Raw genomic sequence first — 24,313 nt, 5'->3', positions numbered from 1 at the left:
CTTTTACGTTTGTTTGGCAGGTGATTTGCTACTTTCGTACCAATACTGCCAAAAGCTTGTCGAGGAACTTTTCGCAGCGCGCGAGCTGGTCGAGTTCGATGAATTCGTCGGGTTTGTGGGCCTGTTCGATGCTGCCGGGGCCGCAGACGACGGTAGGGATATCGCCCATCGCCGAGAATACACCGGCTTCGGTGCCGAAGCTGACCTTGCCGGTGGTGTTGGCCCCGGTCAGTTCCATGACCAGTTTTGTGACTTCCTCGTCATCGCCGGTGGCGAGGCCCGGCATGTCGGAGACGACTTCGATTTCGACCCCGACATCGTCATAGGTTTCGCGCATTTGCGGGATAAGGGTGTTGTCGAGGTAATCGAAAATCAGACCTTTGAGTTCGTTGCGATCATGATTGGGAAGATTGCGGAATTCGAAATCGACATAGCAATTCTGCGGAATGATGTTGAGCTGTGTGCCACCATGGATAACCCCGCTGTGGAAGGTCGTGTGATTGGGCACGAATTCATCATCATGCGGGCCTTCATTGCGGAATTTTTGGCCAAGGCGGCGCAGGAACACCACGAATTCGGATGCGAATTCAACCGCATTGACACCTTCGCCCGGCAGCGACGAATGGCCCGATCGGCCGGTGAAATGCGCGCGGGCGGAATATTTGCCTTTATGCTGGGTGATGACCTGCATGTTGGTGGGTTCGCCCACGATGCACATGGCGGGCTTATGGGGCAGGGCGTTGATCGCCTCGACCAGGCTTGGCACACCAAGGCAGCCGACTTCTTCGTCATAGGTGAAGGCCAGATGGATCGGCACGCGCAGATCGGCATTTTTGAAGATTTCTGCCTTGGCCAGCAGACAGGCCAGGAAACCCTTCATATCGCAGGCCCCGCGGCCATAAAGTTTGTCGCCGCGGATATCGGTGGTGAACGGGTCGGATGCCCAGTTCTGGCCTTCGACCGGGACCACGTCGCTGTGACCTGACAGGATCACGCCGCCATCGACCGCCGGGCCGATGGTGGCATACAGGTTGGCCTTGCTTCTGGTTTCGTCAAACACGACCGCGCACAGATAGCCAAGGCTTTCCAGATAGCTTTGCGCCTGTTCGATCAGGGCAAGGTTCGGGGTCAGGCTGACACTTGGATGGCTGATCAGTTTGGCAAGCCAGTCAAGGGTTGCAGCAGACGGCATAGCGGTGGTGTTGGCGGCACTCATTCGACGAATTGTTCCTTAAGAATGCGTTCTTCCAGATTGTGTTCGGGATCGAACAGCAATTTGATTTTCATGTTGCTGTCTTCGCGGATGATCACGCGCGAGACATCGCGAACCTCGGTATAATCGGCCACGGCGGAAACCGGACGTTTTTGCGGATCCTGCACATCAAAAACGACTTCGGCCCCATGCGGCAGAAGCGCGCCGCGCCAGCGACGCGGGCGAAACGGGCTGATCGGGGTCAGGGCCATAAGGCCGCTTCCCATCGGCAGGATCGGACCGTGGGCCGACAGGTTATAGGCCGTACTTCCGGCCGGTGTGCAGACCAGTGCGCCATCGCACACCAGTTCGGCCAGCCGTTCGACCCCGTCGATCTTGATGCGCAGTTTTGCCGCCTGCCGGGTTTCGCGCAGAAGCGAGACTTCGTTGATCGCAAGCGCACACATGCTTTCGCCCTGCATGGTGTGGGCTTCCATCTGAAGCGGGTGCAGTTGCACGGTCTGGGCCTCGGCAATGCGTTCGGGCAGGTCCATTTCACGGAATTCATTCATCAGAAATCCGACCGTGCCCCGGTTCATGCCATAGATCGGCACCTTGCGCCCCATATAGCGATGCAGGGTTTCCAGCATGAAGCCATCCCCGCCAAGTGCGACAATCACATCCGCCGTTTCCGGCGAGACATGGCCATAGCGATGCTTTAACCGGTACATCGCGTCCTGGGCAATTTTGGTGTCGGCGGCGACAAAGGCGATGGAATGAATATGCATCTGCTTTCCGATCGAATGCGATCCTGTGATCGCATGCCACCATAATCGTGTCAGGGTGGCGTTGGGCGTGGTTCCGGGCGTGGTTCTGAACGTTTCCGGTTTTATTTCTGGCCGGATATGGGGGCCGTATCACCGGCCCGCAATCCCGTAATAGAGACTGGTTTACATGTAATTGCAAGGGGCTGGATCATCGCACGCGCGGGGATACTGTGCGCAAGGTCACGTTGGGTTCGATGTGCTCTCATATTGACCTTGGGGCAAAAACAGGGGAACCTTGGACAGCCTTATCGAACATGGCACAAGATATAAAAATCATGAGCAAACCGCCCTTTAGCATTACTGCCGCACTGGCCCGGATCTCCCATCCGGATGATCCGGTCGATGAGGGCACGATTGAAAATGCCATTGCCGACCATGCGCAAAATGCGCTGGCGACGACCCGACAGCCCCGCAATCCGCAGGCAACCCGCAAGCTGATCCTTGATGCGGCGTTTTATGAAATCCGCATGGCCGGGTTTGCCGGGGCATCGATCAATCAGATCCTGGAACGGACCGGCACGACCAAGGGCGCGCTTTATCATCATTTCCCCGGCAAGGCCAAACTTGCCCATGCCGTGATCGAGGAATGCCTGCCGCAATATATTGATGATGTTTGGCTGCGGCCGCTTGACGGGGCGGATGATATCCTGCCGGTGATGATGGGGCAGGTGGATTGCCTTGGTACCAAGGATGCGCCGAAACTGCTTGAAGGCGGTTGTCCGCTGGCACGGCTGGCGTCGGGGGCGGCGGAACTTGATGAAAATCTGCGCAAGCGGATTGATGGAGTTTACCGATACTGGCGGCGCGGTCTGGCGCTGCATCTGGGCCATGGACAGTTCAATAAAACCATCCGCACCGATATCGAACCGTCTTCGGTGGCAGAATTCATCATCGCTGCCCTGCATGGCTTCCTGACCCGCCCGCCTGCCTTGCGCAACAGCGAAACCCATGGCGCGTTTGCGCGCGAATATGCGCGGTATCTTAATGGGTTGCGGCCCTAGCGTTTAAAGGTTGCGGGGGATGCTCAATCACTAATGTTTGTCATTATAACAAAAAATAACTGTTATTATATATTAATTGACATCAGATGTATGGTGATTATATAGATTTCACAAATTTCTAATTCACCACATCGGAGACAGGCCCCATGCGTTCTCTTATTCTTTCTGCCGTTGCGGCAGTGGCGATTGTCTTTGCGGGTTCTGCCGCTCAGGCCGAGCGCCTGACCGAAAAGCCGCTGGTTGATGCCGCGTGGCTTTCGGATAATCTTGATAACCCGTCTTTGGTGGTTGTCGATATCCGGTCGCTGAACAAGGAAGGCAGCCCCTATGATGCCGGGCATGTTCCCGGTGCGGTTTTTGCGCCCTATGGCAAGTTCGGCTGGCGTGCCAAGGTGGGTGATGTTGTCGGCCAGTTGCCGCCGGTTGATGTGATTTCGGCCCGGATCGGCAGCCTTGGCATTGATAATGACAAACAGGTTGTTGTCGTGCCGGCCGGTCAGAACAGCTCGGATTTTGGTTCGGCGACCCGTGTTTACTGGACCTTTAAGGTGCTGGGCCATGATGCGGTGACCATTCTTGATGGCGGGCAGCGTGCCTGGGAAGCAGCCGGCAAGCCGGTTTCAACCGACGCGGTCGCCCCGCAGGCTGTGGCATTCAATGCCAATTTCCGCCCGGAGCTTCTGGCGACGGCCGATGATGTTGCCAAGGCGCGTGAAAATGGCGTCGCGCTGGTTGATGCGCGTCCGTCGGCACAGTTCCGCGGTGAACAGACCAGCCCCGTCGTGGCGCGTGCCGGTGCAATCCCCGGTGCGGTCAATATCGAACAGTCGGCGTTTTATGATGATCAGAAAGGCCAGTTTGTTGCATCCGATGTGATCAGCGGCCTTGTCGAAAATGCCGGTGTGTCGAAAGACGGTGATGAAATCACCTATTGCAATACCGGCCATTGGGCATCGGTTGCGTGGTTTGGCCTTTCGGAAGTGATGGGCAACAAAAACACCCGGATGTATGACGGCTCCATGACCGAATGGGCGGCTGATCCGTCGCGCGACGTGGTTGTTCCGGAATAATTCGGAAATACGGCGTAACACCCCTATAATGCACGATGTTTTGACGGAACCGGTTTGCCCGGTTCCGTTCGTTATCAGGTTTCCAGTCAGATAGAGCGTCACCACCATGTCTGAAACGACCCTTAATGTCCGTACTTCGGGCTTTAGTTTTGACAAAGGGCCCGCAGCCGTCACGGCGATCCTGTTTGTGATTGTCGCGGTGCTGATTGCGCAGGCCGTCGATATCCATCAGGCCGTGCTTTATGGCCTTGGCGGGTTGTTGGGCATTGCCCTTTATCATGCGTCATTCGGTTTTACCGGCGGCTGGCGGCGGTTTTCGGTCGAAAAGCGCGGCCGCGCGATGCGGGCCCAGCTTTTGATGATCGGCATTGCCGCGGCGGCGTTTATTCCCTTGCTTGCCATCGGCGCACCACTTGGCACTCCGATTGTCGGCGCGGTGGCACCGGTTGGTGTTTCGGTTTTGGTCGGCGCGTTCATGTTCGGCCTTGGCATGCAGCTTGGCGGCGGATGCGGATCGGGGACGCTGTTTACGGTTGGCGGCGGCAGTGCGCGCATGTTGCTGACGCTTGTGTTCTTTATCGTGGGCGCTGTGATCGGCACCGCACATTTGCCGATGTGGCTTGAACTGCCTTCCATGCCGCCCATGAGCCTCGGAACCGAATTTGGCATCTGGGGCGGGTTGGGCGTGACCTTTGCCGGTCTGGCTTTGGTGGCGTTGATCACGATCTGGGTTGAAAAACGCGCCCATGGTTCGATTGAAACCGCACCGGTGGCACCGCGTGCGGGCTTTGCCCGGTTGCTGCATGGTCCGTGGCCGTTGGTCGGGACGGGTATCCTTCTGGCCGGGCTTAATGTTGCAACGCTTCTGAGTGCGGGGCATCCGTGGTCGATCACGTTCGGGTTCGGGCTTTGGGGGGCGAAGATCGCCCAAGGTATCGGCATGCCGGTTGAAACCTGGGAATTCTGGAACTGGGCCGGTCCGGCCAAGGCGCTTTCAAATTCGGTGCTGGCGGATAATACGTCGGTGATGAATTTCGGCATCGTGATCGGGGCGGCATTGGCCGCAAGCCTTGCGGGCAAATTCGCGCCCAAAGTGAAGGTGCCGTTTGCGTCGCTTCTGGCGGCGGCAGTTGGTGGGATTTTGATGGGCTATGGCGCGCGGCTGGCGTTTGGCTGCAATATCGGGGCGTTGTTTAGCGGCATCGCCTCGGGCAGCGTGCATGGTTGGCTCTGGTTTGTGATGGCCTTTGCCGGTAGCTGGATCGGTATTGCGCTGCGCCCAGTATTTGGCATGGACGGATTTAAAAAGTCATGAGCGAGAAAAATACAATCCTGTTTGGCGCGGTGTTCCTCGCGGCCAGCGGTGCGGTGGCGTTTGATCATTATCATCACACCAGCGCGCCCGCCAATCCACCGGCAATATCGAACCCGGCCAACAATCCGGCGGTCGGGTGTAATCCGTGTGCGGGTAATCCGTGCGGATCGAACCCCTGTTCGGCGAACCCTTGTGCGGGCTATAACCCATGTGCTGCGAATCCCTGTGCGGGTTATAATCCTTGCGCAGCAAATCCATGTGCCGCAGCGCCGTGCGGTGCCAACCCGTGTGCGGCGTTTAACCCGTGCGCAGCAGAAAATCCGTGTGCGGCATATAATCCTTGCGGGGCAGGGAGCCCTTGTTCTGCCAACTAGGAACAAGAATATTTGCAATCAAAACAAGCCCGCGCTGCTTAAGTGACGGGCTTGTTTGCAAATTAAGCGTGGCCCATGACAAACATGGTGTTTGACAAGCAGACAAAACTCTGCGCATGTTGCCCTTGTTATCTGATCGCTCCAGAAGCGTAGAGGGGACTTTATTGGCCTCGCCTGTTGAGTGATCTACCGGAAAACCGCATTGAAGGGCCCTACTACGCGGGCTTTTCCGAAAGAATATGCAAGGCGCAGAGCTGACGTAATACATTCAAGGGCCGATTCCCTTCCCTCTGCTGCCGCAATACCAAGAGATACTTTTATTTGACCCAATTTTCGGATCTCGGCCTGGCCGAGCCCGTCCTTCGCGCTCTCAAGCATGAAGGCTATGATGCGCCAACGCCGATCCAGGCACAGGCCATCCCATCTCTCCTTGAAGGCAAAGACCTTCTGGGGATCGCACAGACCGGCACTGGCAAGACCGCTGCTTTTGCACTGCCGATCTTGGACCGTCTTTCCAAAAACGAAACCCGTACCCCGGCGAAATCATGCCGTGTGCTTGTGCTGGCGCCGACGCGTGAACTGGCCGCCCAGATTGGCGACAGCTTCCGTGCCTATGGCCGCTTCATGAACACCACGGTTGCTGTTGTTGTTGGCGGGGTTGCGCATGGTCCGCAGATCAAGGCGATTACGCCGGGTGTGGACGTTCTTGTCGCAACGCCGGGCCGTTTGCTTGATCACATTGATGCAGGCAAGCTGAAACTTAACAATGTTGATGTCGTCGTGCTCGACGAAGCCGATCACATGCTTGATCTTGGCTTCCTGCCGCCGATCAAACGCATCATCAAGATGTTGCCGCGTGATCGTCAGAACCTGTTCTTCTCGGCCACCATGCCGACCCAGATTGGTCAGCTTGCCGGTGATATGCTTTCCGATCCGGTCAAGGTTTCGGTGACCCCGGTTGCCACGACCCAGGAACGTGTCGAGCAGTCGGTCTATATGATCGAGAAAAACCGCAAGCGTCAGCTTCTGGCAGAATTGCTTGATAACCCGCTTTTCAAACGTACCCTTGTTTTCACCCGCACCAAGCGCGGGGCCGATCGTGTGGCGCGTCATCTTGAAAGCTGCAAGATCAGTGCTGCAGCGATTCATGGCAACAAAAGCCAGAATCAGCGCGAACGTGCCTTGAACGCGTTCAAGGATGGTCAGATCGGCGTTCTGGTCGCAACCGACATTGCCGCACGCGGTATTGATGTCGACGGTGTGACCCATGTTGTGAATTTCGAACTTCCGAATGTCCCGGAAAGCTATGTGCACCGTATCGGTCGTACCGCCCGCGGTGGTGCCAGCGGTTCGGCGATTGCATTCTGTGACGAGGAAGAACGCGGTCTTCTGCGTGATATCGAAAAAACCACCCGACAGTCGATCCCGGTAATCGATCGTCGCGATGCCAAGGCAGCCGCCGAGCAGGACGCGATTTCAAAAGCCGAACGCGATGCCAATCCCGATCGTCGGGCCAGCAATGGCAATGGGCGTGGCCGGAATGGCGGAGGTCGTCCGGGTGCAGGTGGTCGTAACGGTCAGGGGCGCAATGACGCCCGAGGTCGTAATGATCGCAATGACCGGAGCAATGATCGTCGTCGCACCGAAGAAACCACGCGCGATGTCGCCAGCGGATCGGAAAATTCCGGCCGTTACAAGGGCGGCATCAAGGGGGGTGCGGATCGCAACGATCGCAATAACGAGCGTACTGATCGCGCCGCAGCGGCCCGTCCGCAGGCCCGAGACGGCGCGCGTCGTGAAGGTCGTGATAGCCGCGATGCCCGTGATACCCGCAGCGCCAATGGCGATAACCGGGTTCGGACACCGAAAAAGGTGACTTCGAACGGGACGGGCGGCGGTGACAATCGCATTGCATCCAACCTTTCATTCCTTGGCAGCTCGGACGAGCGCCGCACAACCGGCAACGGTGCGACTGCAAATGGTAAGCCGGGTCAGCCCGGCAAACCGGCAGCCCGCAACGCACGTCCTGGTCGTGCGCGCCCCGGCAAGCCAGTAGGTGGTCGTCCGGGCGCGCGCCCGAATGGCGAACGCCGTTCTGAAAACAATTCCGGAAACCGCAGCAGGCGTGAAACCGCCTGAGGCAGCTTTCCAAACTGATTGGTGCATCCACGCGGGATGCACCGTAACGCCAATCGACACTCTAAAGGAGATTTAAAGATGGCAACTGGTACCGTTAAATGGTTCAACGCAACCAAAGGCTTTGGTTTCATTCAGCCGGACGAAGGCGGAAATGACGTATTCCTGCACATCAGCGCCGTTGAGCGCGCTGGCATGAATCACCCGCAGGAAGGCGACAAGATCAACTACGAACTGCGCACCGACTCACGTTCGGGCCGCGTTTCGGCTGACGATCTGACCGCTGCCTAATTCGGTTTGCCTTCGCTTGCGAGGGCGCTGATTTGCGAAACCCCCATCCGGGCAACCGGGTGGGGGTTTTGTTTTATCTGTACGTTTTACGTGGCCATACCCTACGGGCGCAGGAAGGCAATATTGGCCCGGGTCGCGGCACTGAGTACGTGGAAATGCATGGCATCGCGTGCACCTGATGGATTGCGGTCACGTACATAGCGCAGGATCTGTTCATGTTCGCGCAACGGTGCCTTGATCGCGGCCGCATTGGCAAAGGGCAGCATCTGGTTTTCATGGATGGTTTGCGCCGTCGGGAAGATCGCGGCGGCAAATAGCGGATTGCCCGATGCGGACAGCAGGATTTCATGAAATTCGGTATCGGCATTGGCGGCCGTGATCAGGTCGTCAGCCTCGAACGCGGTTTGCATGTCGTCGATGCTGCGTTGAAGGGCGATCAGATGATCGCGGGTGCGGGCCTGTGCGGCGAGGCCCGCGACATAGGGCTCGATCGCAAGGCGGAACTGATAGACCTGCGCGGCCTGACGTTTCTGATTGTCATCGCGCGGCATTCCGTCATGGGGATCGGCGACATAGGCGCCCTTGCCGGCCTGAACCCGGATCAGTCCCATGGCTTCAAGCGTTGCGAGCGCCTCGCGCAGGCTGGCGCGGCTGATGCCAAGGGTGGCGGCCAGTTCGCGCTGGGCCGGTAAAGAGTCGCCGGGACCTAAGCCGTTGCTTTTAATCAGGTTGCGAATGGCGCGCGCGGCGCGTTCCGGGGCGGTTTCAGTGCGTGTCATGCGTTTCCCATAACTGGTCTGACCAGTTGTATCAAAATTTATCCGGTGCAAAAATCCAATATATTTAAGGGTTATAGCTTTAATCAGCTTGTGATTTTTCGCAAGTACGAAATTTATCCATGGACAATAGCATAAATTTTATGCAGTTATTTTATGCAGATTAAAAATAAGTCTAATAATCCACTTTCATACGGGTAGAGGCAAATGAACAAATTTCTGAAATCAACCATCGCCGCGATTGCCATGATTGCGGCCCCGCTGGCAGGCGTATCAGCAGGGGCGCTTGATAGCATCAAGGAAGCCGGCGTTTTGAAAGTCGCCGTGCCGCAGGACTTTCCGCCGTTCGGAAGCGTTGGTACCGACATGCAGCCCAAAGGCTATGACATCGATATGGCGGCCCTGATCGCAGACGATCTTGGTGTGAAGCTTGAACTGGTGCCGGTCGCATCGAGCAACCGTATCCCGTATCTGACCACCGGCAAGGTCGATCTGGTGATTTCCAGCCTTGGCAAAAACCCGGACCGTGAAAAGGTGATTGATTTCACCGATCCGTATGCACCGTTCTATAACGGCGTTTTTGGTCCGGCTGATATCGATGTCAAGGGTGCCGAAGACCTTGCGGGGCATTCGGTTGGTGTGACGCGCGGTGCGATTGAAGATCTGGAACTGACCAAAATTGCCCCGGCGGATCTCGAAATCAAACGTTATGAGGATAATAACGGCACGATTTCGGCCTTCCTTTCAGGCCAGGTTGATCTGATTGCGACTGGCAATGTCACGGCAGCGGCCATCATCGAACGCAACCCGCCGCGCAAGCCGGAACCGAAATTCCTGATCAAAAATTCGCCTTGCTATGTGGGGCTGAACAAGGAAGAGGACGCGTTCAAAGCCAAGGTCAATGAGATCATTGCGGCATCGATTGCCGATGGCCGTCTGAACGCGATTGCCGAAAAGTGGCTTGGCATTCCGCTGCCGGAAAAGCTCTGATCCTGACTTGATTGACTGATGGCTTCACCCCTGACCGGATTGCTTGGTTTCAATGGCTTATGAATTCGATTTCGGTGCAATTGTCCCGCATTGGCAATTGCTGCTTGACGGGGTTGTCCTGACAACCGAACTGACCGTCATCGGAGCTGTGGTTGGCGTCAGTCTGGGGACTTTGGCGGCGTGGGCACGCGCATCGCGTGCCCCCGTCATCAGCCAGATCGTCGGCATATATGTGGAACTGATCCGCAACACCCCGTTTCTGGTGCAGTTGTTCTTTATCTTTTTCGGGCTCCCGGCGCTTGGCGTGAAGCTAAGTGAATTTCAGGCTGCGGTTCTGGCAATGATCGTCAATCTTGGGGCCTATTCGACCGAAATCATCCGGGCGGGTATCCTTGCGATCCCCAAGGGGCAGATCGAGGCCGCCCAAAGCCTTGCGATGAACCGGGTGCAGATTTTCCGCTATGTCATTATCCGTCCGGCGCTCAAGAAAATCTGGCCGGCATTATCAAGCCAGATCGTGATTGTCATGTTGGGATCATCCGTCTGTTCGCAGATCGCGGCCGAGGAACTGACCTTTGCGGCGAACTATATCCAGGCCGTCAATTTCCGTGCCTTCGAGGTCTATTTCGTGGCGACCGCACTTTATCTGGTGATGTCGGTACTGCTGCGCTGGGGTTTGAAGATATTTGGCAACTTCCTGTTTGAACGGCGCAGTCATGTCTGAATTCAGCCTTTGGGATATTGTTTATAATCTGCTGCTGGCCGCACGTTGGACGGTGTTGCTGTCACTTACCGCCTTTGTGCTGGGTGGGATTGTCGGGCTTTTGCTTTTGATGGTGCGGACCGCCGGTAATCCGTGGGCGATGCGTTTGGTGCGCGGCTATGTCGAACTGTTTCAGGGCACGCCGCTTTTGATGCAGTTATTCATCGTGTTCTTCGGTCTGCCATTGATCGGGATTGATGTGTCGCCCTGGATCGCGGCGATGTTGGGGTTAACGCTGTTTACCAGTGCGTTTCTGACCGAAATCTGGCGGGGGTGCGTTGAATCCATAGGGCTTGGCCAATGGGAAGCATCGGCAAGCCTTGGCATGAATTTCCGCCAGCAGATGCGCTATATCATTCTGCCGCAGGCGCTTCGTATTGCGGTGCCGCCGACGGTCGGTTTTTCGGTGCAGGTGGTCAAGGGGACGGCGGTTGCGTCGATCATCGGGTTTGTCGAACTTACCAAGGCCGGGACCATGATCACCAATGCGACCTATGCGCCCTTTACGGTCTATGGCTGTGTGGCCGTCATGTATTTCTTGATCTGTTTCCCGCTTTCGCTTTATGCCCGCCATCTGGAAGGAAAACTTCGTCATGTCGCTCGTTGAACTGCACGCTATCCACAAAAGCTTTGGCGAGCTCGAAGTCCTTAAAGGCATTGATCTTAAGATCGAGGAAGGGCAGGTGATTGCCCTGATCGGGAAAAGCGGATCGGGCAAAAGCACGCTTTTGCGCACCATCAACGGCCTTGAAACCATCAATGACGGGACGATCATGGTGGCGGGCAAGAAGGTTGGTGACCGCGATACGGATGTGCTTACGCTTCGGCTTAACGTTGGCATGGTGTTTCAGCAGTTCAATCTGTTCCCGCATTACACAGCACTTGAAAACGTCATGCTGTCGCCGCAGGTCGTGAAAAAGCAGTCAAAGGCCGAAGCCAAGGACGTGGCCGAGGAAATGCTGGCCAAGGTCGGGCTTGCCGACAAGATGATGCATTACCCCGATCAGCTTTCAGGCGGGCAGCAGCAGCGGGTGGCGATTGCGCGTGCCCTTGCCATGAAGCCGCGTGTGTTGCTGTGTGACGAGGTCACATCGGCCCTTGATCCAGAGCTGGTGAACGAGGTTCTGGCTGTCGTGCGCCAGCTTGCCGAGGAGGGCATGACATTGGTGATGGTGACGCATGAAATGCGTTTCGCGCGCGAGGTTTGCGATAAACTGGTTTTCATGCATCAGGGCCGCATTCATGAAAGCGGTGCCCCCGAAGATGTTTTTGCCAATCCGAAAACCCCGGAACTTGCCAGCTTTGTCGGTGGGCTTGCCTGAGCCGGTGGTGCGATTTGTGACAATTTCACAGGTTTGCAATTAGGGCTATTTCCTGTTGATGGTTGATCATCTAAAACGTGCCTTGGGCTTATGTCGAGGGCGAGGGCACGAAATTGCGCGATCAGACCGGTACATCTCAGGGTGATGGACATCCTGAAAGCGGAAATCTTCGGCCGGTATCTGGCGTAACCGCCTTTCTGGATCGCTATCCGTTTCTGGTGTTAGGCCTGCTTTTGATGGGGGCGTTTACCGCGTCCTCGGCAGCGCCACTTGGCGGGCTTTATATCATCGAAGGCATGGGGGAGCCGCCATGGAGGGTCAGCATGGTGGCGATTGTTCAGGTTGTTGTCACACTTCTGACCAACCGGGCATTTGGCCGCGCGATTGACCGGGCGTTGCCAATCAAGGCGCTTCTGATCACCAGTATTGTCTGTTTTGCCAGTGGTATGGCGATGCTTGCGACGTTTCAGATTTACTGGGTTTATCTTTGCTTTGCTTCGATCCTGCTTGGTGTCGGGTCTGGCGCGCTTTCGGTGATGTATTCGTTTGGCCGACTGTTTGCCGAGCAGACCGGGCGCGACGTTGTCAAATTCAACGGGTTCCTTCGGATGCAGACATCGCTTGGCTGGATGGTTGGCCCGGCGGCGTCATTATCGCTGTTTGGTGCGTTCGGTTTTACGGTGACCTATTACAGCATCGCGACCCTTGGGGCGGTGTGGTTTGTCGTGTGTCTGTTTATCGTCCCGGCGGCGTTCAAAACCCATCATCCCGGTTCGCTTGTGACGGGCAAGAAAATCCCGTTCAATTTCGGATTGCTTCTGGCCTGTGTGCCGGTGTTTTTCATCGGGGCGGGGAATGTTGTTTTCGTAACCGCCATGCCGCTTTATTTCACGACTGAAATGGGGCTAATCGCATCGGCGGCTGGTTTTGCCCTGACGGTGAAATGCTTTGTCGAGGTGGTGGTGATTTATTACTGCGCGCATCTGATCAGAAAGATCGGCGAGCGCGGCGGCATGATACTGGCCGCCGTGCTTGCCGCGGTCTTCTTCGGGCTGATCTATAACGCGACCAGCCTTGCCGATGTGCTGGTTCTGGCGACGCTGGACGGGATTTATTATGGCATTTTTGCCGGAATCAGTATGACCTTCGTGCAAAACTTCGCCCCTGATCGCCCCGGTGTTGCGACCAGTTACTATGTCAGTACGCTTTTCGTCGGCGGGCTTGTTGCCAATCTTGCAACCGGCTTTATCGCGACCTGGTATTCGTTCCAGGCAACCGTTCTTGTCGCGGGTGGGTTTGCGCTGCTGGGTGGGGTTGTTTTGATGATGATGAAGGATGCCAAGGCAGCACATGAAATGCCAACAATCGCCTGATGGCTTGACTTTATTGTTTGCGTGACGATTATCGCGCCATGTCTGAAAACACACCCAATAAAGCGGCGATGCGGCCGCGTATCCTTGTCGATGCGGATGCCTGCCCGGTGAAGGCGGAATGCGAACGTGTGGCCGAACGCCATCGTCTGGAAATGATCATGGTGTCAAACGGCGGTATTCGCCCGTCGCGCAATCCGTTGGTCCGGATCGTGATTGTGCCGCCGGAACCCGATGCGGCCGATGACTGGATTGCCGAAAATGCCGTCAAGAACGACGTGATCGTGACCAACGATATTCCGCTGGCATCGCGAGGGCTTGAAATCGGTGCGCGCGTGTTGCGTCCGAATGGTCAGGAATTTACCGAGGCGAATATCGGCAATGCATTGGCCGGCCGTGAAATCGCCGCCCATATGCGCGAAGTCACCGGGGAGCAGGGCCGCAATGCGGGCTTTACCCAAAAGGACCGGTCGCGTTTTTCCAACATGCTGGAAGTCACGATACAGGCCGCCCTGCGCGGTTAAGCGTAAGGCGGCCTGCCACAGGTCCCTGCCGATCATCTGAGGGAGTGCGACCGGGCTTCCCCCCTGCGGAACTTAATATCTTTAGAACGGATAGTGGCGTTTGCCGCTTTGGATCGTGATCCAGCGCATTTCGGTGAATTCATCAATTGATGCCTGCGATCCGAAGCGGCCATAGCCGCTGGCTTTTACCCCGCCAAACGGCATCTGGGCTTCGTCCTGAACGGTCGGGCTGTTGATGTGGCAGATGCCGCTTTCGATCCGCTTGGCGACTTCCATCGCGCGCGGGATGTTGGTGGAAAAGACCGCCGATGACAGACCATATTCGCTGTCATTGGCGATGCGAACCGCTTCGTCTTCGTTGCCGGCACGGATGACGACACAGACCGGACCAAAGCTTTCCTCGGCATAAATCCGCATCGCGGGGGTGACGTGATCCAGCAGGGTCGCATCCATCAGAACGCCATCGCGCGCCTTGCCGGAACCAGCGACCAGTTTTGCCCCCTTGGAGACGGCATCCTCAACCAGTTCTTCGATCCGGTTGACGGCTTCGACATTCACGACACCGCCCAGAATATGTTCGGCCTTTGCCGGGTCGCCAGCGGTCAGCGTTTTGGCCTTGGCGGCAAGTTTGGCCACGAAATCATCGGCAACCGCATTGTCAACGATCAGGCGTTCGGTCGACATGCAAATCTGGCCCTGGTTCATATAGGCCCCGAATGCCGCGCCATTGACCGCTTCGTCAATGTCGGCATCGTCGAGCACAAGGAACGGCGCCTTGCCACCCAGTTCAAGCAGAACCGGTTTAAGGTGTTCGGCCCCTAGTTTGGCGATGATGCGGCCAACGCGGGTTGAGCCGGTAAAGTTGATGCGGCGCACCGCCGGATGAGCGATCAGGGTTTCGACGATTTCCGGGGCATCTTCCGGGGCGTTGGTCACGACATTGATGACACCGGCCGGGGCGCCTGCCTCGACCAGGCATTCGCCGATTAGGCGATGCAGGGCGGGGCACAGTTCGGATGCCTTGAGCACCACCGTGTTGCCACAGGCAAGCGGCATGGCAATCGCGCGCGTGCCAAGGATGACCGGCGCATTCCATGGCGCAATGCCCAGCACCACGCCAACCGGTTGACGAATGCCCATGGCCATCAGGCCGGGTGTGTCGGACGGGATCAGGTTGCCCTGAATCTGGGTTGTCATTGCACCGGCCTCGCGCAGCATATTGGCCGCAAGATGGGCGTTGAAACCGCCCCACATGCGCGTACTGCCGGTTTCTTCAAGGACGAGACGACCAAACTCGTCGCCTTTGTCTTCCATGATGTCGGCGGCTTTGAGCAAAATCTTGCGCCGTGCGCCCGGACCCATTTTTGACCATTCCGGGAATGCGGCGGCGGCGGCATCGGCGGCCTTGCGCGCATCGGCGGGGCTGGCGGCAGCAGCAGAGGTTGCGACCTTGCCGGTGACCGGGTTCTTGCGTTCGAATGTCCGGTTGTTGGTGGCATTCACGGCTTCGTTGTTGATCAATAGCTTGGCATCGTTCACGACGTTTCTCCTGATTTCTTCTTTATGTTCTGCTGTGCGGCGGCGAAAGGCAGCTTTGCGCCGGGCAAGACCCGGAAAGGTCTTTGGGCAGAGATTCCGGTTTTCCCGCTTTGGCGTTACCTCAGGAAGATGGATACAGAAAATCTGTTATCTACTTTGATGTTCAAAGTAAAAATGTGACGTATCCTCCTGTCCGTTTACTCGCATGTGCAAAATAACGGAAACGCATTGTTCAATATGTCTTGTTGTTATTGGCGGTTGCTTTGACCGCAATATTAGTAAGCGCTGTAAGCGTTCCGATGTAAAGATGGTCAAGTTGACATTTTAAGACGAAAAATTGTACTATTTTACATATAACCATTTGGAATGTTTCAGGATCAAAAAGGCATGGTTACGCCGGTGATTGCAAAAAATCAACGCCCGGAAGCGTTTGGCATCCAACCGTTCGGTGATCGGGTGCCGGTCACGACACAGGCAGTGATGTACCGTTTTGATCATGCATTGTCGTCCCAGGACTGGGTGATGAATGACCGGGCGCGTCGGGACCGGTGCCATGCGGTTTTGATGCTGTCGGGGCGGGCGCATATCCGGTTGCGTCAGGGCACGATTGACTGTCATGCCCCGGCACTTGTGTGGTTGCCGCTGGGCGAAACGCAGGCGATTTCGGTTTCGGCCGGGGCGGACGGCTATCTGCTGTCGGTTGTGGATGATCTGGTGGCGCGCCATTGCGGGGGTAGTTCAACCAGCATATCCGTACCACCCTTGCCCGGCGGGGGGCTACCGTTACGGTTTGCGGCCGATATGGTTCATAACGTCACCCCGGCCGAAGGCAGTAACAATCTGGCGTTACTGGCGCGCAGTTTTGATGCGATCCGGGCGGAGCTTATGCAGAACGCGTTTGGGGCGGGGATGGTGGTCGGTGCGCATCTTCAGATCATCCTGACGATGGTTCTGCGTCTGACCGAGGGTGTGATGGAACAGCGTGACAAATATCGCCCCGGTTCGATCACGTTTCAGCGGTTTTTGCAGGCGGTAGAGCTGCATTTTCGCGAACACTGGAACATTGCCGATTATGCCACGGCCCTTGGCGTCAGTGAGCGGCGGCTGGGGTCAGCGGTGATGCGGGCGACGGGCAAGCCGCCCCTGACGCTTGTGCATGAACGTGTCATTCGCGAAGCCTGCATGCGGCTGGAACAAAGTCCGCTGGCGGTCGCACAGATCGCCTATGGGCTTGGTTTTCGCGATCCGGCCTATTTCAGCCGTTTTTTCAAACGTTACATGGGCGAGGCACCGGGCGCTTACCGCCGCTTGCGCCGGGCCGAGGAACGAGCGCGCGACCATACCTTTGCCGCGTGGCCATAAGGGGACGCAAGGCAATTGTCGCAGAATTGTCGCAAAGCCTCACCGTTTTTTGATGCTGCTTTGCAAACCAATTGCCATTTTTTGATCTTATTTGTCGTTTCACATCGTAACATTAATGAAACGTGACATCTGACAGGATTGATTGGTGAGAAAAGGCAGAAATTTCATTCTGGGCCTTCTGGCGATGCTTGTGCTGCCGTTTGGCATCAGCCTTGCGCAGGACCCGCCCGCCGAGAAGGCCGAAAAACGCCAGACATGGCGTAATGCGCCGCGACATTCATCGGGTGTAGCTCCTGATCCAGCGGCAAATGCCGATATTGCGATTGTGCAGGTCATGGCAGCCCATACCTATGGCTGGCGCGGTTATTTCGCGGTTCATCCGTGGATCATCTATAAACGCGCCGGTGAAACCAGCTATACGCGGTATGACGTGGTTGGTTGGGGCGGTGGCAATGTCGTGCGCAAGAATTATGCCTTGCCCGATGGCTTGTGGTTCGGGTCGGAGCCACAAATTCTGGCCGATCATCGCGGCGAGGGTGTGGATGATCTGATTGACCAGATCGAAACCGCGATCAGGGATTATCCTTATCCGGATCAGTATCGCAGCTATCCGGGGCCAAACAGCAACACCTTTGTCGCCCATATCGGGCGCAGCGTGCCCGACCTTGATCTTGATATGCCGGCGAACGCGATTGGCAAGGATTTCCGTGCGATCACCGATCCTGTCGGATTGTCATCAAGTGGTCAGGGTATTCAGGCCAATCTTTTGGGGCTGCTTGGTTTTTCCATTGGTCTTGAAGAAGGGATCGAGTTGAACCTGCTGGGTCTTAACCTTGGCATTGACTTCAATCGCCCGGCCCTGCGCCTGCCGTCTGTCGGGCGGTTGGGCATGGATAATGTTGCCCCGGTTGGCGATGTTGAGCCGGTGAAAGCAGCGGATGCAGGCGGTGCGGCGCCTGCGTATTGATTTCATCCATCCTACGATAAAGCCCCGCACATTTTGATGTGGGCGGGGCTTTGTCTTTTCGGATGCTCTGGCGGATCAATCAGCCAGCTTCACCAGCATCTTGCCGGTATTCTTACCTCTGAACAGATCGATAAAGGCTTCGGGGGCGTTTTCCAGCCCTTCGATCACGGTTTCACGGCTTTTGAGCCGCCCGCTTCGCACCAGATCTGCCCCTTCGCGGACGAAATCGGGGTAACTGCCCCAATGGTCGCTGACGATGAAGCCTTCCATCTTTGCGCGTTGTGTCGTCAATCGGAACAGGTTGCGTGGGCCGGGTTGCGGGGACTCGTCATTATAGTGTGAAATCATGCCGCATACGGCAATCCGCCCGCCAGTATTGATATGATCAAGGGCGGCCTCAAGATGCGCACCACCGACATTTTCATAATAAACATCAATACCCTGGGGGGCGACTTCGCCAAGGCTTCCTGAAAGATCGTCGGTATCGCGGTAATTTATTACCGCATCAACGTTCAATTCGGTGCGCAACCATTTTGCCTTGTCCCTATCCCCGGTCGATCCGATAACCCGGCATCCCTTGGCTTTGGCGAGTTGACAAACCACAGATCCGACCGCCCCGGCGGCGGCGGAAACAAAGACGGTATCGCCCGCCTTGCAATTAGCGATCCGGTTCAACCCCACCCATGCCGTCATGCCGGGCATGCCCAGCACGCCCAGAAACTTTTCGGGTGGAATATCAGGCATATCGGGGATGGGATGCAGGTAATCACGTTCAAGCAGCGCATGGCTGCGCCAGCCGGTCATCGAGGTAACAAGCGACCCTTCGGCAAAGCGTGGGTCGCGGCTTTGTATGACCCGGCCAATCGCGTGACCTTCAAGCGGGGCATTCAGTTCGAACGGCGGGATATAGCTTTTGCGTTTGGTCATGCGACCGCGCATATAGGGATCGACCGACATCCAGATATTTTCAATAAGGACTTCTCCGTCAAGCGGACTTGGCAGGACGCTGTCTCTTACCGCGAAGTCGTCCCTGGTGGGAACGCCATCGGGGTAATGTAAAAGGTGGATTTCCTTTGCTGCAATGTTCATCTGGGCCTCCTCGGTCGGTTTTACGCAGGCTAAGATGTGCCCGACGTAGGATTCCGACCGTCATTTCGCAATGGCGGATTTCGGTCGAATATCAAAAGCCCTCTGGTTTCAGGGGTTAAGAAAATAAATCGATCCGTTCAGCAATGTAGCGAAGCCAACCCACAGTGCATAGGGCACCAGAAGCATCCCCGCCAGACGATCAATCCGCCAGAACATCGCGCAATTAATGATGATCAGGATCAGAAGCGGGATGATATCGACCAGCCCGAGAAATGGTGACTGCGCCCCGAAAAACAGAAACGACCACAAAAGGTTCAGCGTCAGTTGGGCGGCGTAGATGGCAAAGGGGGCCTTTGCCCCGTAAATCCCGCGTTTAAGCCAGATGCGCCAGCCGCTAAAGGCGATCAGGAAATAAATCAGGCTCCATACCGGACCAAACAGCCAGTTTGGAGGATTGAAAAACGGCTTTTCCAGTGTCGGATACCAGTCATGGACGCTGGTTGCCGTGACGGCCCCGCCTGCTGCCGAAATAATCAGACACAGTACCATGAACGCAATCAGCGCAAAAACGCGCGTGCGGTGATTGGGGTTGAAGATGGTGCCGGTGTGATCGGTCATGGTTTTATCCCTGTTTGCTGCCATTGGACATCCAATAGATCGGACCAGAAGGCTTATCCGCAAGGGAAGGGAAACCACGCGGGTATGAAGCCACAATAAATATAGCCGCATAAGTGATTAGTATCACAGCTGAAACATGTCTGGATATTGTATGCGCTTGCTATAATCTGATTATTCCCACTGCTGGAAATGTAAAATACGGTGCACTGGTGGTGGGATACTTGAAAAGAACAAAACGTTGCCAACATGTTGGCAACGTTTAGGCACTGGCTTATGGGGATGGAAATGTTCAATCTGAATTCAATGAAGATCGGCACGCGAATGCTGATCATCGTCGCGGGGGCGATCCTTGCGGCACTGCTGGTTGGGGCGTTCGGTCTGACCGAATTGCGCAGCAATATGCTTGAAGATCGTAAGGCAAAAACGAAAAATCTGGTTGAATCAACAATCAGCCTGATTGGGCATTTCCATGCAATGGAACAGTCCGGCGAAATGACCACCGAACAGGCGCAAAATGCGGCCAAGGCGGCGGTGGCGGCCCTTCGGTATGATGAAACCAACTATTTCTTTGTGTTTGATTACACGCCGGTGGTTCTGATCCATGACATCAAGAAGGATCTTGTTGGCAAGAATCTGAGTGATGCGGTTGATGGATCGGGTAAACACCATTACCGCGAATTCGCCCGTGTCGCCAAAGAAGAGGGGCAGGGCTTTGTCGATTACACCTATCAGGTGCCGAATTCTGATCAGCTTCGCCCGAAGCTTTCCTTCGTCAAGGCGTTCAAACCGTGGGGCTGGGTTGTTGCCACAGGGATCTACATTGATGACGTAAATGCCGTCTTCATGCAGAGCATGCTGGTGATGGGACTTGTGGCATTGGCGGTCTTGTGTGCGGTTGTCGGTGTTTCGCTGATGATCAGCCGGGGCATTACCCGTCCGCTTTATGCCATTTCGGAAAACATGCTGCGTCTGTCGCAGGGTGATCACAAGATCGACGTCAAATATACCGATCAGAAAAGCGAGATCGGCGATCTGGCCCGCGCCATGGATATCTTCAAATCGAAAACAATCGAAATGGAAGAAATGCGCGAAGCGCGTGAAGAGCAGGAGCGTGTTGCCGAGGAAGAAAAACGCGCCGCACTTCGCAAAATGGCCGACAGTTTCGAGGCCAGCGTCGGGCAGGTGGTTGCACAGGTTATTCAGGCATCGGGTAACATGCAGCATTCCGCCAATGCGATGACCGATACCTCTAAACAGGTCGGACAGCGTTCGACCATTGTTTCCGCGGCTTCGCAGGAAATGTCGAGCAACGTGGAAACCGTTGCATCGGCAGCCGAGGAATTGAGTGCCTCGATTGCGGAAATCAGCAATCAGGTCGCGCAATCATCCAGCATTGCCAATGGTGCGGTTCGCACATCCGAAGACACCCACCAGAAGATCGAACTGCTGGCCGAGGCGGCAAACCAGATTGGCGAGGTCGTTTCGCTGATTACCGATATTGCCGAACAGACCAACCTTCTGGCGCTTAACGCGACCATCGAAGCGGCACGGGCCGGTGATGCGGGCAAAGGCTTTGCCGTGGTGGCCAACGAGGTCAAGAACCTTGCCAACCAGACCGCACGCGCAACCGAGGATATCCGATCCCAGGTCGGTGATATTCAGGTTGCGACATCCAACGCAGTGACGGCAATCGCCGAGATCGCCGAAACCATCCGCCGTCTTGACGGTGCGACAACCACGATTGCAGCCGCCGTTGAAGAACAGGGTGCCGCAACCCAGGAAATCGCACGCAATGTCGAACAGGCCGCACATGGCACCCGTGATGTTTCGGAAAACATCACGGGCGTTTCATCGGCCGCGGATGATGCTGAAAAGCTTTCGAACGAGGTGCTTGGCCTTGCCGAAGGTCTTGGGCGTCAGGCGGCGGTTCTGAACGATGCCGTCGAAGCCTTCCTGACCGAGGTTCGCAGCGCCTAAGTTGCGGGTTCGCAAAGGTCATTGACGCCGCCAGCCTTTTAACGAGGCTGGCGGCTTTTTTATGCTCCGGCTTTGCGGCCCCAAACCGGGAAGGGATCGGGCAGGGATTTATAGCGGGCGGGTTCGAATTTTCCGGCATTAATCGCCTCGTCCTCGTCTATCAGGCAGTCTGCAAGACGTGCGCGCAGGGCGGCTTCGTTCATCTGATCGGCAAGGCCGATAAAGACGATTTCCTGCTGACGGTCGCCAAAGGTCGGATCCCAGTTTGATAAAACTTTATCGCGCCAGTCATTGTTGTCGGGCCAGCGATCACGCGGTACGGCGCACCACCATGTGCCAAGGGCCTCGTGCTTTACCGCAGCCCCGGCCTGACTGATTTCGCCAACCCAGTTCGGGCGGGTGGCAATCCAGAAATGCCCCTTGGCGCGCACGATGCCCGGCCATTCGGAATGGATGAAATCGTAAAATCGTTTGGGGTGAAACGGCAAGGGGGTGCGGAAGGTAAAGCTTTTGATGCCGTACTCTTCGGTTTCGGGCAGATGGTCAGCAAAGCCATATAGTTCCTTGGCCCAAAGCGGGTGATCCTGTGCACGGTCGAAATCAAACAGGCCGGTATTCAGGATGTCACGCGGATCAACCTGGCCATGATCCGTTTCGATGATTTTGGCATCGGCATTGAGCGCGCGAATGATGCCAAGCACGATTTTGCGTTCGTCTGCACCAATCAGGTCAAGTTTGTTCAGCACAATCACATCGGCAAATTCGATCTGATCGACCAGAAGATCGACGATGCTGCGGTCATCATCGTCGCCAAGGCTTTCGCCCCGGTCATTAAGGAAATCGGTGCTGCTGTAATCGGCAATCATGCGCGCAGCATCAACAACCGTCACCATGGTGTCAAGTCGGGCAATATCGCCAAGAGACTGGCCGGTTTCATCGCGAAAATCGAATGTCGCGGCGACTGGTAGCGGTTCGGATATGCCGGTTGATTCGATCAGCAGATAGTCAAACCGGCCCTCTTCGGCCAGACGGCGGACCTCGATCAAAAGATCGTCACGTAGCGTGCAGCAGATGCAGCCATTGGTCATTTCGACCAGCTTTTCATCCATGGCCGAAAGTGCTGCCCCGCCATCACGGATCAGGTCGGCGTCGATATTGACCTCGCTCATATCATTGACGATTACGGCGACTTTCAGTCCGGCACGATTGTTCAGCACATGATTAAGCAGGGTGGTTTTGCCCGCACCAAGAAACCCGGACAGAACCGTAACAGGAAGGCGTTTCATAGCGGTTCCTTTTGAATGTTATGTTATAACATAACATTTATCGGGTTTTGAGATATGAGGCAATAATGAAAATGCTTAGGTGGGATCTATACTGGATCAACGCTGTGACGATGTCATCGCCATGCCGGCGCATGAGGGCTGGGCATGGCGACAAGGACAAGGATCATGGCTGGCTGGTAACCGTGCGGATATCGGCAAGCAGGTTGTTGAAATAGGGGTTCCATGTCAGGCGGGCGTGATATTTGCCCGGCGTTATCTGGCCCCATGCCCCGAACCACAATGTTTCTGAATCCTCTGGCAGGGGAATGTCTTCCTGGCCGTTTTCAAAAATGATGTGACTGCCACGCCTGCCATAATAGGGGTTATCTGGCGCAAACAGCACGTTCATGTGGGAAAAGGTGCTTATGCGGTCATCAAGCAGATTACTGGAAAGCACGGTCACACGGGGGGCGTCAAGGTTTGGCGGTGTTTCGCCGTACCAGACAAAACGCGACCGGGGATTGGTGAAGCGGCTTTGGAAGGCTTCAAGTGTGGCAGTGGGATCGAGGACGCTGTCATGCTGGCTCATCGTGATCAGCACCGGGCGGTTAAAATCCGCGCGGGTCAGATCGTCCTGTACCCTGCCGACGGTTTGATAATACAGGCTGGCCCCGTGCGACGGCAGGGATTGGTAATTGGGAATATTATCTTCGGTATCGATATCAACCCAGTCCCATAGATATGAAATTACCGGCGTGAGAAACAGATACCCGTTTGACGGATAAAATCCGGGCGAAAACAGCAGAAGACCGTTTACGTCGGGATCATGCGTGGCATAGCTGGTTATCAGATTTCCACCGGTTGAAAACCCGCCCAGCCAGACTTCATCAACCTCGCTTTTGAGCAGCTTTGCATGATGGGCAACCGTTTTCTCCCAATCCTCCAGATCCGGTAGCATCAGGTCGGCGGATTTCGTCCCGTGGCCGGGCAAAAGGATTGACCGGACAATCCATCCATCCTTTGCCATGGCATTTGCGATATCAATGAAATACCACGGGCTGGAACCAAGCCCGTGCACAAACAGAATGCCGCGCCTTGGTGTGGTTTTCGGGCGCATTTCAAAGGGCGCATTCATATCGACTTCAAGATCGTGGTCGTCGCTGATGAAGGCGCGGCGTTTGGAAATCCACGCGCGGTTTTCGCGCACATAGTCCGCAAAACTGTCCTGCTCAAAGGGTGGAAGACCCGTGGAAGGTTCAAAGCGCGGGGAATCTGGGGGCACCGCACAGGATGCCATCAGCAAAAGACCGGAAATCAGCAGACAAAGGCGGGGAAGCATGAGCCCTCCATCAATGTTTGTTCGTGCCATCGGACAGAGAGTCACAAACGCTCCCTCCGACCTGATCTGACGGATAGTGCGTTGGCTAATGTGAATGCTTACGTTTTCAATGATTTGCGGATCAGTTTAAAGGTGTGTTCGATCGTAAGTCAATTACGTCGAATTCGCCATTACCCTTGCATCCCCCGCCCTTTAATGGACGGGGG

The 24,313-nt window shown here is 55.9% G+C and carries 22 protein-coding genes; 14 read left to right on the top strand and 8 right to left on the bottom strand.

Annotated features, from left to right (window positions below; genetic code table 11):
- Positions 1-28 precede the first annotated feature (28 nt).
- Both argE and TH468_RS00765 read right to left on the bottom strand, forming a co-directional pair.
- Positions 29-1,216: an acetylornithine deacetylase gene (gene argE, locus TH468_RS00770; RefSeq protein ID WP_085641802.1), complete on the bottom strand. Its 1,188-nt coding sequence runs from the start codon at positions 1,214-1,216 to the stop codon at positions 29-31.
- Positions 1,213-1,980 (bottom strand): NAD kinase, encoded by a 768-nt coding sequence (locus TH468_RS00765; RefSeq protein ID WP_037992041.1) that lies wholly within the window; start codon positions 1,978-1,980, stop codon positions 1,213-1,215. Before TH468_RS00765 ends, argE begins: the two co-directional genes overlap by 4 nt.
- Positions 1,981-2,294: 314 nt before the next feature.
- Between TH468_RS00765 and TH468_RS00760 the strand changes: the two genes are divergently transcribed.
- From TH468_RS00760 to TH468_RS00735, 5 genes are all read left to right on the top strand, one after another.
- Positions 2,295-3,020 (top strand): TetR/AcrR family transcriptional regulator, encoded by a 726-nt coding sequence (locus tag TH468_RS00760; RefSeq protein WP_110252816.1) that lies wholly within the window; start codon positions 2,295-2,297, stop codon positions 3,018-3,020.
- A 146-nt stretch (positions 3,021-3,166) separates the two neighbouring features.
- Positions 3,167-4,090, top strand: coding sequence for a sulfurtransferase (locus TH468_RS00755; protein WP_085641801.1), 924 nt, complete (start codon positions 3,167-3,169; stop codon positions 4,088-4,090).
- A 106-nt stretch (positions 4,091-4,196) separates the two neighbouring features.
- A complete protein-coding gene (locus TH468_RS00750) occupies positions 4,197-5,405 on the top strand; it encodes a YeeE/YedE family protein (RefSeq protein WP_085641800.1) in 1,209 nt (402 codons plus the stop codon).
- 695 nt (positions 5,406-6,100) lie between these two features.
- Positions 6,101-7,918, top strand: coding sequence for a DEAD/DEAH box helicase (locus TH468_RS00740; protein ID WP_085641799.1), 1,818 nt, complete (start codon positions 6,101-6,103; stop codon positions 7,916-7,918).
- A gap of 78 nt (positions 7,919-7,996) precedes the next feature.
- Positions 7,997-8,206 (top strand): cold-shock protein, encoded by a 210-nt coding sequence (locus TH468_RS00735; RefSeq protein WP_007090722.1) that lies wholly within the window; start codon positions 7,997-7,999, stop codon positions 8,204-8,206.
- Positions 8,207-8,307: 101 nt separating this feature from the next.
- On the opposite strand, the gene TH468_RS00730 is transcribed toward TH468_RS00735, so the two are convergent.
- Complete coding sequence (locus tag TH468_RS00730; RefSeq protein WP_085641798.1) at positions 8,308-8,985, bottom strand: FadR/GntR family transcriptional regulator; 678 nt, start codon at positions 8,983-8,985, stop codon at positions 8,308-8,310.
- A 204-nt stretch (positions 8,986-9,189) separates the two neighbouring features.
- Between TH468_RS00730 and TH468_RS00725 the strand changes: the two genes are divergently transcribed.
- The 6 genes from TH468_RS00725 (at position 9,190) to TH468_RS00700 (ending at position 13,951) form a co-directional block, all read left to right on the top strand.
- Positions 9,190-9,972, top strand: coding sequence for a transporter substrate-binding domain-containing protein (locus TH468_RS00725; protein WP_085641797.1), 783 nt, complete (start codon positions 9,190-9,192; stop codon positions 9,970-9,972).
- A gap of 52 nt (positions 9,973-10,024) precedes the next feature.
- Positions 10,025-10,696: an amino acid ABC transporter permease gene (locus tag TH468_RS00720; protein ID WP_085641796.1), complete on the top strand. Its 672-nt coding sequence runs from the start codon at positions 10,025-10,027 to the stop codon at positions 10,694-10,696.
- Positions 10,689-11,342, top strand: coding sequence for an amino acid ABC transporter permease (locus tag TH468_RS00715; protein ID WP_007090726.1), 654 nt, complete (start codon positions 10,689-10,691; stop codon positions 11,340-11,342). The genes TH468_RS00720 and TH468_RS00715 overlap by 8 nt, the downstream gene beginning before the upstream one ends.
- Positions 11,329-12,057 carry an amino acid ABC transporter ATP-binding protein gene (locus TH468_RS00710; RefSeq protein ID WP_085642400.1) on the top strand — a complete coding sequence of 243 codons (729 nt, stop codon included), beginning with the start codon at positions 11,329-11,331 and terminating at the stop codon, positions 12,055-12,057. The genes TH468_RS00715 and TH468_RS00710 overlap by 14 nt, the downstream gene beginning before the upstream one ends.
- Before the next feature lie 77 nt (positions 12,058-12,134).
- Positions 12,135-13,430 carry an MFS transporter gene (locus tag TH468_RS00705; protein WP_246832174.1) on the top strand — a complete coding sequence of 432 codons (1,296 nt, stop codon included), beginning with the start codon at positions 12,135-12,137 and terminating at the stop codon, positions 13,428-13,430.
- Between the two features lie 38 nt (positions 13,431-13,468).
- Positions 13,469-13,951, top strand: a complete 483-nt coding sequence (locus TH468_RS00700) for a YaiI/YqxD family protein (RefSeq protein ID WP_085641795.1) — start codon at positions 13,469-13,471, stop codon at positions 13,949-13,951.
- Positions 13,952-14,032: 81 nt separating this feature from the next.
- Here the strand turns inward: TH468_RS00700 and TH468_RS00695 are convergent, their stop codons facing one another.
- A complete protein-coding gene (locus TH468_RS00695; protein ID WP_085641794.1) occupies positions 14,033-15,490 on the bottom strand; it encodes an aldehyde dehydrogenase in 1,458 nt (485 codons plus the stop codon).
- Between the two features lie 387 nt (positions 15,491-15,877).
- Between TH468_RS00695 and TH468_RS00690 the strand changes: the two genes are divergently transcribed.
- Both TH468_RS00690 and TH468_RS00685 read left to right on the top strand, forming a co-directional pair.
- On the top strand, positions 15,878-16,852 hold the full coding sequence (locus tag TH468_RS00690) for a helix-turn-helix domain-containing protein (protein ID WP_085642398.1): 975 nt from the start codon (positions 15,878-15,880) through the stop codon (positions 16,850-16,852).
- A 145-nt stretch (positions 16,853-16,997) separates the two neighbouring features.
- Positions 16,998-17,819: a DUF3750 domain-containing protein gene (locus TH468_RS00685; RefSeq protein ID WP_210402194.1), complete on the top strand. Its 822-nt coding sequence runs from the start codon at positions 16,998-17,000 to the stop codon at positions 17,817-17,819.
- Between the two features lie 75 nt (positions 17,820-17,894).
- Here the strand turns inward: TH468_RS00685 and TH468_RS00680 are convergent, their stop codons facing one another.
- Both TH468_RS00680 and TH468_RS00675 read right to left on the bottom strand, forming a co-directional pair.
- On the bottom strand, positions 17,895-18,908 hold the full coding sequence (locus TH468_RS00680; RefSeq protein WP_085641792.1) for an NADP-dependent oxidoreductase: 1,014 nt from the start codon (positions 18,906-18,908) through the stop codon (positions 17,895-17,897).
- Between the two features lie 108 nt (positions 18,909-19,016).
- Positions 19,017-19,526 carry a TspO/MBR family protein gene (locus TH468_RS00675; protein ID WP_085642397.1) on the bottom strand — a complete coding sequence of 170 codons (510 nt, stop codon included), beginning with the start codon at positions 19,524-19,526 and terminating at the stop codon, positions 19,017-19,019.
- A 285-nt stretch (positions 19,527-19,811) separates the two neighbouring features.
- On the opposite strand from TH468_RS00675, the gene TH468_RS00670 reads away from it, so the two are divergent.
- The gene (locus TH468_RS00670) at positions 19,812-21,503 is read left to right on the top strand and encodes a methyl-accepting chemotaxis protein (protein ID WP_246832173.1); all 1,692 of its coding nucleotides are present in this window, start codon (positions 19,812-19,814) and stop codon (positions 21,501-21,503) included.
- 59 nt (positions 21,504-21,562) lie between these two features.
- Here TH468_RS00670 and zigA read toward each other — a convergent pair whose 3' ends face one another.
- Positions 21,563-22,789, bottom strand: coding sequence for a zinc metallochaperone GTPase ZigA (gene zigA, locus TH468_RS00665; protein WP_085641790.1), 1,227 nt, complete (start codon positions 22,787-22,789; stop codon positions 21,563-21,565).
- Between the two features lie 163 nt (positions 22,790-22,952).
- Positions 22,953-24,107 carry a carboxylesterase gene (locus TH468_RS00660; RefSeq protein WP_168177048.1) on the bottom strand — a complete coding sequence of 385 codons (1,155 nt, stop codon included), beginning with the start codon at positions 24,105-24,107 and terminating at the stop codon, positions 22,953-22,955.
- Positions 24,108-24,313: the final 206 nt, after the last annotated feature.

Source organism: Thalassospira sp. MCCC 1A03138, assembly GCF_002115785.1.
Lineage (GTDB): Bacteria > Pseudomonadota > Alphaproteobacteria > Rhodospirillales > Thalassospiraceae > Thalassospira.
Note: the sequence above shows the minus strand (reverse complement) of the source record. Positions and strands in the feature narration are given on the sequence as shown.